Raw genomic sequence first — 12,276 nt, 5'->3', positions numbered from 1 at the left:
TGGATGAGGTTCAGCCCAGATCGGGCGCGTGCATCGCCCGTACGCCCTCGATGTTGCCGTCGAGGTAGTGGCGCAGGGACAGCGGCACCAGGTGGACCGAGGCGATGCCCACGCGGGTGAACGGCACGCGTACGACCTCGTACTCGCCGCACGGCGCCTCGATCTCGGGGCCGTGCCGCAGGTCGAGGTCCATCGACTCCAGTGTGCAGACGAAGAAATGCTGGACCTTCACGCCGGTCGCCCCGCCGTCCTCGCCGATGTGCTCGACGGTGTCCACGAAGCAGGGCACCACATCGGTGATCTTGGCGCCGAGTTCCTCGTGCACCTCGCGGTGCAGGGCGTCCACGACAGTCGTGTCCTCCGGCTCGACGCCGCCACCGGGGGTCACCCAGTACGGATCGATGCCGGGCTTGGTCCGCTTGATCAGGATCAGGTCGTCGCCGTCCAACAGAACGGCGCGTGCGGTGCGCTTGACCACGGGTCGAACGGTCATGGGAGAAATGTGGCCCGGCCGGTTCCACGTGAAACATCCCGCACCGAGTCAGTCACCGCTCAAGACCAGTCGACAGCAGCGCGCAACAGCCACTCGTGCGCCCGCGCGATGTGCGGCAGGGCGAGTGTGCCGGTGCGTACGACGAGGAAGTACGTGCGCAGCGGAGGTACGGGCGGGTCGAGCAGGGCCACGACCTCGCCGCGCTCCAGAGCGGACGCGCAGAGATAGCGCGGCAGGACGGCGAGCCCCGCCCCCGTGACCACGCAGGCCAGCACCGCGCGCAGATCCGGCACGACGACCGTGCCGGGGACGACGGGGTGGGAGTCGAAGACGGAGGACCAGTAGCGGGAGACCAGCGGCAGCGATTCATGGACTTCGATCATCGGGAATTTCTCGAGCGAGGGCGCCGCGTCCCGGTGCAGCATGCCGGAGCCGACCCGGGCGGCCCAGCGAGGGGCGGCGACCAGCACGTGCTCCTCGTCGCAGAGCGGAGTCGCCGTGAGCAGGGTGCCGCGCGGGCGGGCCGTTGCGATGGCCAGATCATGATGTCCAGCGGCCAGCCCCTCCAAGGACTCCTCGGCGGTGCCGAAGGAGGCGCGTAAGGCGATGCTCTGGCCGTCGTCCCTGGTCAGTGCCGTGAGGGCGGGCAGGGCTCGCTCCGCGGTGAACTCCGGTGGCCCCGCGAGATGCAGGGTGCGGACGGCCGACTCCTCGTCGAGCCCGCCCTCGGTGATCTCCACGAGGGCGTCGAGATGCGGGGCTGCCTTGTGCGCCAGTTCGTCGCCGATGGTCGTGGGTGTCACGCCGCGCGCCTGACGCAGGAACAGCGGGCGGCCCAACTGCCGCTCCAGCGTGCGGATCTGCGAGGTGACCGCGGGCTGCGAGAGGCCGAGCAGTGCGGCGGCGCGGGTGAACGAACCGGCGCGATGAACCGTCACAAAGGTGCGCAGTAAGGCGAGGTCCACGGCGACGCCCTCCCTTCCTGCCTCGGGTCGGGCCCCACTATAAATATGTCGATAGGCCCCTGTCGCTACCGTGATTGGACACTGACACAGAGTCAACTAGCCTTGTTTGCGCGGTTCTTCGCGCGCAGAACCGTGACGGTCCGAGCCACGAGGGGGGAGGCTCGGGCCGTCCGTTGTGCGTAGCCCGGTACTAGTCGGGGCGGTGCTGGTCAGGCCGCTCGTCCCGCCACCGCGTCGCGCACGGCGTCGAGCAGTCCGTCCGCCGCCGCCTCGACCAGCCTCAGACACTCCTCGAAGCCGTCCATGTCGCCGTAGTACGGGTCGGGGACGTCCTTGTCGTCCCCGAGGGCCGCGGGATCGTACGAACGCAGCAGGCGGACCTTCTCCGCGTCCTGCGGCGTCGGGGCCATGCGGCGCAGGGTGCGCAGATGACCCGCGTCGAGGGCGACGACCAGATCGAGATGGTCGAACCAGTCGTGGCGGAACTGGCGGGCTGTGTGATCGGCGGTGTAGCCGCCCTGCCGGAGGACGTGGACGGTACGGGGATCGGCGCCGTCGCCCTCGTGCCAGCCGTCGGTGCCCGCGCTGTCGGTCTCGACGGCGCCGGAGAGGCCGGCCTCCTCGAGGCGGGCGCGGAACACGTGCTCGGCCATGGGTGAGCGGCAGATGTTGCCTGTGCAGACGAAGCAGACGCGGAATGTCATGGCGGTGGCTCAGTCCTTGTCGGGCAGGACGACGTTCAGAGCCCACGAGACGATCGAGATGATCAGGCCGCCGAGGACGGCGGTCCAGAGCCCGTCGACGTGGAAGCTCAGGTCCAGATGGTCGGCCAGCCACGAGGTCAGCAGCAGCATCAGGGCGTTCACGATCAGCGTGATCAGGCCAAGGGTGAGGACGAAGAGCGGGAAGGTGAGTACCTTCACGAGCGGCTTCACAAGGAAGTTGACCAGGCCGAAGATGAGCGCGACCAGGATCAGCGTGCCGACCTTCTTGCCGGTGCTGTCGCCGGTCAGTGTGATCTTGTCGAGCAGCCAGACCGCGACGGCCAGGGCTCCCGCGTTGGCGATCGTCTTGACTACGAAATTCATCATGTGTCTGATCGTGGCAGACGAGACCGGTGACCATGTCGGTGTCCGGTGTGGACAGCGTGGACAGCAAGGATGACGAGGGCGATGAAGGCATTCCGGCTGGACGAACTGGAGGCGGAGCGCGCCGCCAACGACGGCGCGTATCTGCAATTCCTGCGCGAACGGAACATGTCGGTCGGGCTGTACGCCTTGGACGCGGGGGAGCACGACCCGCAGCAGCCGCACCACCAGGACGAGGTCTATCTCGTGGTCAGCGGTCGCGCGTCGATCACCGTCGGCATGGAGACCACCCAGGTCGGCCGCGGCAGCGTGGTCTACGTGCCGGCCGGCGTGGCCCACAAGTTCCACCACATCAGCGAGGATCTGCGGGTCATGGTCGTCTTCTCTCCCCCCGAGAGCTGATCCCGGACCCTGGGATTCCCTAAGGGTCGGGTCAGGGACGGACAGGGGATCGCGGGGCCCCGCGCGGGCCTCCGGCGTGTCAGCATCGGATGCAGGAAGTCAGAAGAGTCCCGACACGGGTCTCGGAGCGAAGGAGCGATGGCAGTGCGAGAAATATTCGCGGGCATGCCGTGGTGGGTGAAGTGGGTCGCGGTGCCGGTCATCGCCCTGGTCGTGTTCGGCGGGCTGATCGCCAGCGTCGTCGGATTCGTGATCGGTCTGCTCTTCAAGGTGCTGGTGTTCGCCGCGCTGGTGGGCGGGCTCATCTACGTCGTGCGGAAGTTCTTGGCGGGGTCGTCCTCGCGCAGCGACTGGTGAGTCGCGGCGGGGCCGCCGGTGAGGGCTCCGGTGGTCGTGCGAGGTGGCCGTTCGCACGACCGGGGGAAGTTTCCGTTCCTGACCCGCACCGAGTGGTGGCCAAGGGTTAAAGTCCGGATTCCGACGGCTTCGCCCCCGTGAGCCCCGGGGACGCGGGGGAACTCACGCGTACCGGGAGTGAACCTTGGCCACGGCCGACCCCGCACCCGCAGCCCCGCAGACGCTCATCGGCTCCGTCCAGCGGGCCATGCGGCTGCTCGAGGCGGTCGCCTCGCACGACGAGGGGGCTCCTGCCAAGCAACTCGCCCGGGAGGCCGGAGTCGCCCTCCCTACGGCCTACCACCTGTTGCGCACGCTCGCCCACGAGGGCTACCTCCGCAAGGAGAAGGGCGTCTTCATGTTCGGGGACGCGGCCGAGCGGTTGAGCAGCAGCGGAGCGCAGCAGAATCGTCGCGGCATGATCACCGACGCGCTGCGGCACTGGCGGGACACCATCGGTGTTCCCGTCTACTTCGCGATCTACCGTGACGGCGAGATCGAGGTCATCGCCGTCGCTGACACTCCGGCCACTCCGGCCGTCGAGGAGTGGGCGGATTTCCGCGAGACCGGGCATGCCCACGCGATCGGCCAGTGCCTGCTCTCCCAGCTCGGCGAGGAGGCGCGCCGGGACCATCTCGACCGCTATCCGGCCCGGTCCATCACCCCGTACTCGATGCGTGACAACCGGACGCTGCTGCGCAAGCTGAGAACCGTCGGGCGGATGGAGCCCCTCATCGAGCGTCAGGAGTACGCGCTCGGCACCGCATGTGCCGCATTCCCGCTCACCATCGGTTCGGCCGCGGCAACTCTGGCCATTTCTCTCCCTTCCCATCAGGCCGAGAAACTGCTACCCGCCGCACGCCGGTTGCAGGACGAGATCGGCAGCCTCGTAGGGACACTCGCCTTCTCTATCAGCATCTGAAAACTCACTCCTTGTGATCCCCTGTGTACGTTGAGCAAGATGCCAGCAGTGTCAGGAAGGTCATTCCTGGCCAATCGACGGCAAGTTGACGGGGTAGGCGATGCGCGAGTCGGTACAAGCAGTTCAGGCAGAGATCATGATGAGCTTCCTCGTCTCTGAGGAGCTCTCGTTCCGTATCCCGGTGGAGCTCCGGTACGAGGCCGGGGATCCGTACGCGGTGCAGCTCACGTTTCATCTCCCCGGCGACGCGCCTGTGACCTGGGCGTTCGGCCGGGAGCTCCTCGTCGACGGGGTCAACGGCGCCACGGGCGACGGTGATGTTCGGATCTCCCCCGTGGAGCGCGCGGACGGCGGCGGCGCCGGCGAGATGCCGGGCGAGGTGCACATCCGGCTGCAAGTGGGTGCCGATCAGGCGCTGTTCCGGGCCGGGGTGGCGCCCCTCATCGCCTTCCTCGACCGCACGGACAAGCTCGTACCGCTCGGCCAGGAGCAGGCCCTGGCCGACTACGAGGCCGAACTCGACGAGGCCCTGGACCGGATCCTCGGCGAGGAGCAGAACGCCGGCTGACCGCCGTACGGGCCAGGCAGGGCAGTTGACGTAACGCTTCAGCAGCGCGGTGCACCCGAGCCGTTCCGCGCCGCTCAGCGCTTGCGTCGCCGCCCCCTGCCACCGCGCCCCGGCGCGGCCTGTGACGGTTCGTGGGAGCCCGGCCGGTCCGCGGAGACCACCAGCGCGGCAAGAGCGGTGGTCACCGGTACCGAGGCCACCAAGCCGATCGAGCCGACCAGCGTGCGCACGATCTCCTCCGCCACCAGCTCGCTGTTGGCGACGTCTCCGACGCTGCTCTGCGCGATCGAGAAGAGCAGCAGCAGGGGCAGCGCCGCGCCCGCGTACGCGAGGACCAGGGTGTTGACGACGGACGCGATGTGGTCGCGGCCGATCCGGATGCCCGCCCGGTACAGGCCGCGCCAGCCCATCGTCGGATTGGCCGCGTGCAGCTCCCACACGGCCGACGTCTGCGTCACCGTCACGTCGTCCAGGACGCCGAGCGAGCCGATGATGACGCCGGCGAGCAGCAGGCCGCTCATGTCGATGTGCGGGTACAGGCCGTGGATCAGGCCGGTGTTGTCGTCCGTGTTGCCCGTCAGCGCCGCCCAGCCGATGAACAGCGAGCCCAACAGGCCGATCAGCAGCAGCGATACGAGGGTGCCGAGGACGGCGACCGAGGTCCGGGCCGACAGGCCGTGACACATGTACAGCGCGATCAGCATGATCGCGCTCGCTCCGACGACCGCCACCACCAGGGGGTTCGAGCCCTGAAGGATCGCCGGGAGGATGAAGAACGTCAGCACCATGAAGCTGACCGCGAGCGCGACCAGCGCCATGACGCCCCGCAGGCGGCCCACCACGACCACGGCCACGGCGAAGATCCCGGCGAGCAGCGCCATAGGGAACTTGCGGTTCACGTCGGTGACCGAATACTGCAGATTCTCCGGGGCGTCGGGCGCGTAGGCGACGATCACCTCCTGGCCCTCGTGCAGCTGCCGGGGGGAGTCCGGCTGGACGATCTCTGTGAACGTGCGGCCCTTGTCCTTGCCGGTGTCGACCCTGATGGACGCTTTGCCGCAGGTGCCGGTGGCTTGTTGCTGTGCGGACGAGCCCTCGGCCGTGGAGGTGTCGCCGGTCGGGGTGTCGCCGGAGGCGTTCACGGACTTGCAGTCGACCTTCTCGACCCGGGTGACCGTGGCCTGCTGGGTCTGGCGGTCGAAGCCGACTCCGGTGCGTTCGTGCGCCGGTGCGCCTCCCGGCCACAGCACCGCGAGACCGACGACGACCGCGACGGAGAACGGCACCAGGATCGCCGCGATGACCTTGCGCAGGTGCTGGGAGACGGGCGCGGCGGGGCCGTGGTTGTGGGAATGGCCGTGTCCGTGGTCGCCGCCCCCTGCGCCCGACGGGTCCGGTCCGTGCGGTGGTTGGGGCGGCGTAGGCGGAGGCTGTTGCGTGGTGGTCACCGCCCGATCATCGCAAGAACGGCAGGGGCCCTCTGTTCAACGCGTCCGAAGGGACGCTAGCGTGGAGGCACCTTTGCAAACGCGGGAGCTCGGAGCACCGGGCTGAGAGGGCGCTGACCTTCGTCCCAGCGTGTTTCACGTGAAACAGCGTGGAGCACCGACGACGAATATCGCTGCGTCGACCGCCGAACCTGTTACCGGGTAATGCCGGCGTAGGGAGTAGGTCTACATGACCACAACGGACGCACGCACGCCTGCCTCCAGCGGCTCTGAGCCGGAGGCCGGGAAGTCCACCGGATGGCACAAGGGGTATGTCCAGGGCTCGCGCCCCGACCTCCAGGTGCCGGTCCGCCAGGTGCACCTCACCAACGGCCAGGCCGTCACGCTGTACGACACCTCAGGTCCGTACACCGATCCGACCATCGACACCGATGTCCGCCGGGGCCTTGCGCCCCTCCGTGAGAACTGGATCATCGCCCGCGGCGACACAGAGGAGTACGCGGGCCGGCCCGCCCGCCCCGAGGACGACGGGATCAAGCACACTTCGCCGCGCGGCGGACTGCGCAACCTCGACGCGGTCTTCCCGGGCCGCCCGCGCCAGCCGCGACGCGGTAGGAGCGGCGAGCCCGTGACGCAACTCGCGTACGCCAGGCGGGGCGAGATCACCCCGGAGATGGAGTACGTGGCCATTCGGGAGAACGTGGCGCCTGAGGTCGTACGCGAGGAGATCGCTGCGGGCCGCGCGGTCCTGCCCGCCAACGTGAACCACCCGGAGATCGAGCCAATGATCATTGGCAAGCGGTTCCTGGTGAAGGTCAACGCCAACATCGGCAACTCAGCGGTCACTTCGTCCATCGAGGAAGAGGTGGACAAGATGACGTGGGCGACCCGCTGGGGCGCCGACACGGTCATGGATCTCTCCACCGGCCGCAACATCCACACCACGCGGGAGTGGGTCCTGCGCAACTCCCCCGTCCCCATCGGCACCGTGCCGCTCTACCAGGCCCTCGAAAAGGTCGACGGCAGGGCCGAGGAACTGACCTGGGAGATCTACAAGGACACGGTCGTCGAACAGGCCGAGCAGGGCGTGGACTACATGACCGTCCACGCCGGGGTCCGCCTCCCGTACGTCCCGCTGACCGCCGACCGCAAGACCGGCATCGTCTCGCGCGGCGGCTCGATCATGGCCGCGTGGTGCCTCGCGCACCACAAGGAGAGCTTCCTCTACGAGCACTTCGAGGAGCTGTGCGAGATCCTCGCGGCGTACGACGTCACGTACTCGCTCGGCGACGGACTGCGCCCCGGTTCCATCGCGGACGCCAACGACGAGGCGCAGTTCGCGGAGCTCAGGACGCTCGGCGAGCTCAACTCCATCGCCAAGCGGCACGGCGTCCAGACGATGATCGAGGGGCCGGGCCATGTCCCGATGCACAAGATCAAGGAAAACATCGACCTCCAGCAGGAGATCTGCGAGGAGGCACCGTTCTACACGCTCGGCCCGCTGACCACGGACGTCGCTCCCGCGTACGACCACATCACGTCCGGGATCGGCGCCGCGATGATCGCCTGGTGGGGCACGGCGATGCTCTGCTACGTCACGCCCAAGGAGCACCTGGGCCTGCCCAACCGCGACGACGTGAAGACCGGCGTCATCACGTACAAGATCGCGGCCCACGCGGCGGACCTCGCGAAGGGGCACCCCGGCGCGCAGGACTGGGACGACGCGCTCTCCGACGCCCGCTTCGAATTCCGCTGGGAGGACCAGTTCAATCTGGCCCTCGACCCGGACACGGCACGGGAGTTCCACGACGAGACGCTCCCCGCCGAACCGGCGAAGACCGCGCACTTCTGCTCGATGTGCGGTCCGAAGTTCTGCTCCATGAAGATCTCGCACGACATCCGGCGTGAGCACGGCGCGACGAAGGACGAGGTCGAGGCGGGCATGGAGCAGATCGGCGTCACGGCGGCTGCGGGAGCGTCGGCCGAGGAGGTCGCTGCGGGGATGCTGCAGAAGTCGAAGGAGTTCGCGGCTAGCGGTAACCGAGTCTATTTGCCCATGGCCGACTGAGACGGGCGACGGAAGGCCACCGAGTGGGCCCCGCTCGTAGGAGCGCGGGCCCGCTCCGTGTTGGAGTCCTGCGTCAAAAGGCCGGTGCACCCAGATGTGACGGCCGGTATAAAGATCCTCACCGGAGCCGTCTCGGGAGGCGGTTGCCAGATTCAATCGACAAGGGGTGGGGATCAAAGGTGTTGTTGAGAAGAATATGCAGATGGGTGACGGTGGCGGGGGCAGCGGCCGCGCTCAGCCTTGTTGGGACGACAGCCTCGCACGCTGCTGATCAACTCGAGGTCCGGTATGCGGGAAGCGTGTCGGAGGACTTGGGCACCCTGCAGATCAGCGCTCGATCCGGAGCTGACATCAAGAAGATCACGGCTCATCTGATCTCGTACACAACGAAGGCTGAGGTGGCCGAAGTCGGGTCGAAGGATTTCCGGCTTTTCTCCGGGACGGCCCAGGATGGCGTATGGCGCACGAAAAGGCCGCTGAAGCTGCCCGAGCTCGGCAGCTATCGCATCGACGTGGACGTGACGGACGTCAACGGCGATCATGTGCATCAGCAGTCAGCCGGAGACCTTGCCTATTACGTTGTCGCACAGTTCGGCAAGCTGAGCGTCGACCGCACATCGATCGACCGCGAGCATCGCGAGGTGCAGGTCGAGGGGACGTTGTATGGACGGTGGCCTACGCGTGAAGTGAAGCCCTTGGCGGCACGCCAGGTCGACATCGATGTCGACTACTGGACTCAGATCACCGTTCCTACCGAGGAGAACGGTCACTTCAGCACCTCGGTCCGACTGGACAATGCCGCCCCGATTCAGGCCGTCTCCCGGGCGGGCGGTGGCGCTCCTAGCGTGCTGTACGGGGAGTCGGAGCCCGTACAGATCGGCGTCGACCAGGTTCCCACTCGTTTCATAGCGACGGTCAGTAAAACCGACATCGATTTCAACCAGTCCGTCACGCTGAACGTCAAAGTCGAGCAGAAGACTGGCGACGGATGGGTACCGCTGGCGGGACGGTCCGGCGGTGTCCTCTTCGGCCCCAATGACTCCGCGACAGATGGTGTGGGGCAGTTCACCAGCGCCGACGACGGCACGTTCACCATGGAATACACGCCCTGGCAGGGCGGCTACTTCCAGATGGCGCTGAACACCGACGACGACCCGTTCCTCCAGGCCTCGACAGGCACCAGCGCCGTCGTGCATGTGCACAGGGCTTCGAAGTTCACGGCCTTCACCGCCAGTCGCTCGGACACGGGTCAGGTTCACACCGAGGGACTCATCGATTTCCCCGACGGGTGGAGCCCGGCCACGATCCTTGTTGATATTCAGTATTCGCCCGACGGCTCCGAGTGGACGACCGTTGCCACGGACGAGGCCTTCTGGGGAGGCAGCGGCTACGAATTCGCAGCGGATATCGACCGGAGTACGGCTGGCTCGTACCGAGCCGTCTTCGCCGAAGACACCAACTTCCAGTCGGCGACATCGCAGAGCGTGTCCGTTGAGGCCTCCTCGTAGGGACGCCGCATTGCGACAGCACCTTGGCAGTACACGCAAGTGCAGGTCGGCAGCTCTGGAGTGCTGCTCTGCTCCATGAAGATCTCGCACGACATCCGGCGTGAGACGGCGCGACGAAGGACGAGGTCGAGGCGGGCATGGAGCAGAAGTCGAAGGAGTTCGCCGAGGCGGGCAACCGCGTCTGTCTGCCGCTCGCCGACTGACCGGCGTACGCGCCTGACCCAAGGCTCGGGGCCCCTGCAGTCCGCCCCGAGCCGAGGTCACGGCCCTGTGCCCCGCCGAGCGTCAGTCGGGCTGGTGCTCGGGGCCACCGAAGTCCGGGCTCGTGAAGTCCGGGCTGGAGAAGCCGGCGCGCTGTCCCGTGGCGGTACCGCCGCCGTCGGGGCTGCTGAACCCCGGCCTGTTGTAGCCGAGGTGGGGCATGCGGCCGCCGGAGCCGCCCCTTCGGCCGCCGAGTGGGCTCCCGCCCCCTGGCGGGCCCGCCAGGGCGTCCCGCAGGAACGGCTGGATGCCGCGCTCGAGGAGCACATCGCCCCAGGCGTCTCTGGCCCGCGCGACCTCCTCGTTGGCCTCGCCGTGGGCGCTTGCCTGGAGCGAGGTCGAGCCGTTGCGCAGAGCCGTCAGGAGCAGGCAGACCGCCGCGACGAGGATGAGTGCCGCGGCGAGCGCACCGAAGACCCAGCCGACCGACAGCAGGGTGTCGGCGAAGTCCGGTGGCGGGTTGAGCATCTTCAGGATGAAGCCGACCAGCAGGAAGATCGCGGCCGCGGTCCCGGCGAGGACCGGGGCGAGCACGACGGCGACCGCGGCGACACCGGGTCCCGTGGTCTCCGCGACCTCGCCCACGGCGGCGGCGAAGCCCATGGAACTGCCGCCGCCGGACTCGGCCGGGCCGGCGGTGCCTCCTTCACGTAGCGGACGGACGGGCCGCGGGGCGGTACGCAGTTCCTCGCGGACCTTGACGTAGTGCTCGTATTCCGTGGCGGCCGCCGTATTGATCAACGCGGCGGCGCCGAGCGCCATGGTGCGCAGTTGTTCGGGGTTGAGCCGCTGGCCCACTGTGGCGAGATCAGGTTGGTTCGGTGCGGTACGCAGCGCTTCATCGAGGACCCGCTCGAACTCGGGGCGGTCCTCGTTCAGCAAATGCGGAGCGCTGTTCATGTGCATCCCCCGATGCTCCGTAGGGCTTGGTGGCTCGCATGGTTACGAGCCGTCGGGCAGAAACGGAGGGGAGCCTGCTACGGATAAGCCGATGGTAGAGCGGTCACGGCACGCGGTGACAGGGGGTTTCCGGAAATTGCCCCTGCGCCCTGTCGGATCCTCCGCTTACCCCGCCTGCCCGATGAACTGTCAGGTATCCATGGGGAGTTGCTGGACCAGCAGTTTTCCGGCCATGGTCACTCCGCCGTCCATGGCGATGGCCAGACCGCCCGCGTACACATGAGGCCCCTCGACGACGGGCCCGCTGTCCTCGCCGTCGGCGTCCTCGGTGCCGACATCGCCCAGCAGGTACGGGATCGGGCTGTGGCCGTGCACGACGCGCGAGCCCCCGTAGGCGCCGAGGAGTTCGCGTACGGCTCCGGGGCCCGACTCCTCGTCCCGGAACGCGAAGCGCTTGGTCAGCTTGCGGAACAGATCCCAGCACTCGTCCGCGTCGTTGCGCGTGAGCGTCTCGCGGATCGTGTCGTTGACCGCCTCGATGGAGTCGCCGTAGTCGAGGTAGGCCGTGGTGTCGGAGTGCATGAGCAGGTGGTCGTCCTCGATCTCGATCGCGTCGAGCCGGGACATCCACTGCAGATGTACGTCCTGGAGGCGGTCCATGTCGGACTTCTGGCCGCCGTTGAGCAACCAGGCCGCCTGGAAGGTGGCGGTGCCGGCGCCGGAGTTGACGGGGGTGTCGCCGAACCGCTTCGCGCCGAGCAGCAGCAGCTCGTGGTTGCCCATGAGCGCCTTGCAGTAGCCGCCCGCCGCGGCCGCTTCTGCGCTCAGCCGCATCACGAGGTCGATGACGCCGATCCCGTCGGGGCCGCGGTCGGTGAAGTCGCCGAGGAACCACAGGCGTGCGTTGCCCGCCGCCCAGGTGCCCTCGGCGTCGACCAGGCCCTTCGCGTGGAGCGCCGCGAGCAGCTCGTCGAGGTAGCCGTGCACGTCGCCGACGACGAACAGCGGGCCCATCTCGTCGCTCTGCCGGGGCGCTACCTGAGCGGCCTCCACCTGCACCGTGTCTCCCCGGTTGATGACCGGCAGGTCGCGCTCCGTCGGCGTGTAGCCGTCGGGGAAACCCGCTGGTTCGGGGGGACCGGGAACAGGATCGGTGGGCAGCACGTTCGCCGGTACGTCATGGACGTACGCGGGAACGCGGAAGTCACGCAGCGTCTCCGTGCGCGCTGCGGGTCCCTGACCGGCCCCCTGAGTCAT

The 12,276-nt window shown here is 68.0% G+C and carries 13 protein-coding genes and 1 riboswitch; of the genes, 6 read left to right on the top strand and 7 right to left on the bottom strand.

Annotated elements, in window-relative coordinates; translation table 11 throughout:
* Positions 1 to 10 precede the first annotated feature (10 nt).
* The 4 genes from ACIREE_RS18770 to ACIREE_RS18755 all read right to left on the bottom strand — a co-directional run bounded on the left by ACIREE_RS18770 (position 11) and on the right by ACIREE_RS18755 (position 2,549).
* On the bottom strand, positions 11 to 493 hold the full coding sequence (locus ACIREE_RS18770) for an NUDIX domain-containing protein (protein ID WP_404152850.1): 483 nt from the start codon (positions 491 to 493) through the stop codon (positions 11 to 13).
* 59 nt (positions 494 to 552) lie between these two features.
* A complete protein-coding gene (locus tag ACIREE_RS18765) occupies positions 553 to 1,458 on the bottom strand; it encodes a LysR family transcriptional regulator (RefSeq protein ID WP_404152847.1) in 906 nt (301 codons plus the stop codon).
* 209 nt (positions 1,459 to 1,667) lie between these two features.
* Entirely contained in the window at positions 1,668 to 2,162 is a 495-nt protein-coding gene (locus tag ACIREE_RS18760; RefSeq protein WP_404152845.1) for a low molecular weight protein-tyrosine-phosphatase, read from the bottom strand.
* A gap of 9 nt (positions 2,163 to 2,171) precedes the next feature.
* Entirely contained in the window at positions 2,172 to 2,549 is a 378-nt protein-coding gene (locus ACIREE_RS18755; RefSeq protein WP_404152842.1) for a phage holin family protein, read from the bottom strand.
* Positions 2,550 to 2,630: 81 nt separating this feature from the next.
* Here ACIREE_RS18755 and ACIREE_RS18750 point away from each other — a divergent pair, with 81 nt between their 5' ends.
* The 4 genes from ACIREE_RS18750 (at position 2,631) to ACIREE_RS18735 (ending at position 4,834) form a co-directional block, all read left to right on the top strand.
* Positions 2,631 to 2,948: a cupin domain-containing protein gene (locus ACIREE_RS18750; protein ID WP_404152840.1), complete on the top strand. Its 318-nt coding sequence runs from the start codon at positions 2,631 to 2,633 to the stop codon at positions 2,946 to 2,948.
* A gap of 144 nt (positions 2,949 to 3,092) precedes the next feature.
* Positions 3,093 to 3,305, top strand: coding sequence for a DUF5326 family protein (locus tag ACIREE_RS18745; protein WP_404153328.1), 213 nt, complete (start codon positions 3,093 to 3,095; stop codon positions 3,303 to 3,305).
* A gap of 184 nt (positions 3,306 to 3,489) precedes the next feature.
* Positions 3,490 to 4,266, top strand: coding sequence for an IclR family transcriptional regulator (locus tag ACIREE_RS18740; RefSeq protein WP_404152837.1), 777 nt, complete (start codon positions 3,490 to 3,492; stop codon positions 4,264 to 4,266).
* A gap of 100 nt (positions 4,267 to 4,366) precedes the next feature.
* Positions 4,367 to 4,834, top strand: coding sequence for an SsgA family sporulation/cell division regulator (locus ACIREE_RS18735; protein ID WP_404152834.1), 468 nt, complete (start codon positions 4,367 to 4,369; stop codon positions 4,832 to 4,834).
* 74 nt (positions 4,835 to 4,908) lie between these two features.
* Here ACIREE_RS18735 and ACIREE_RS18730 read toward each other — a convergent pair whose 3' ends face one another.
* Entirely contained in the window at positions 4,909 to 6,282 is a 1,374-nt protein-coding gene (locus ACIREE_RS18730; protein ID WP_404152832.1) for a YibE/F family protein, read from the bottom strand.
* A gap of 71 nt (positions 6,283 to 6,353) precedes the next feature.
* Positions 6,354 to 6,518: riboswitch (TPP riboswitch) on the top strand.
* Here ACIREE_RS18730 and thiC point away from each other — a divergent pair.
* Together thiC and ACIREE_RS18720 are read left to right on the top strand one after the other, a co-directional pair.
* Positions 6,512 to 8,350 carry a phosphomethylpyrimidine synthase ThiC gene (gene thiC, locus ACIREE_RS18725; protein WP_404152829.1) on the top strand — a complete coding sequence of 613 codons (1,839 nt, stop codon included), beginning with the start codon at positions 6,512 to 6,514 and terminating at the stop codon, positions 8,348 to 8,350. Its footprint overlaps the riboswitch before it by 7 nt.
* A gap of 299 nt (positions 8,351 to 8,649) precedes the next feature.
* On the top strand, positions 8,650 to 9,858 hold the full coding sequence (locus ACIREE_RS18720; protein WP_404152826.1) for a hypothetical protein: 1,209 nt from the start codon (positions 8,650 to 8,652) through the stop codon (positions 9,856 to 9,858).
* Between the two features lie 285 nt (positions 9,859 to 10,143).
* On the opposite strand, the gene ACIREE_RS18715 is transcribed toward ACIREE_RS18720, so the two are convergent.
* The gene (locus ACIREE_RS18715) at positions 10,144 to 11,025 is read right to left on the bottom strand and encodes a hypothetical protein (RefSeq protein ID WP_404152824.1); all 882 of its coding nucleotides are present in this window, start codon (positions 11,023 to 11,025) and stop codon (positions 10,144 to 10,146) included.
* 183 nt (positions 11,026 to 11,208) lie between these two features.
* A complete protein-coding gene (locus tag ACIREE_RS18710) occupies positions 11,209 to 12,276 on the bottom strand; it encodes a metallophosphoesterase (protein WP_404152822.1) in 1,068 nt (355 codons plus the stop codon).

This window comes from Streptomyces sp. NPDC102467, from assembly GCF_044765445.1.
In the GTDB taxonomy this organism is placed as follows: Bacteria; Actinomycetota; Actinomycetes; order Streptomycetales; family Streptomycetaceae; genus Streptomyces.
This window is presented reverse-complemented; position numbering and strand designations above follow the sequence as displayed.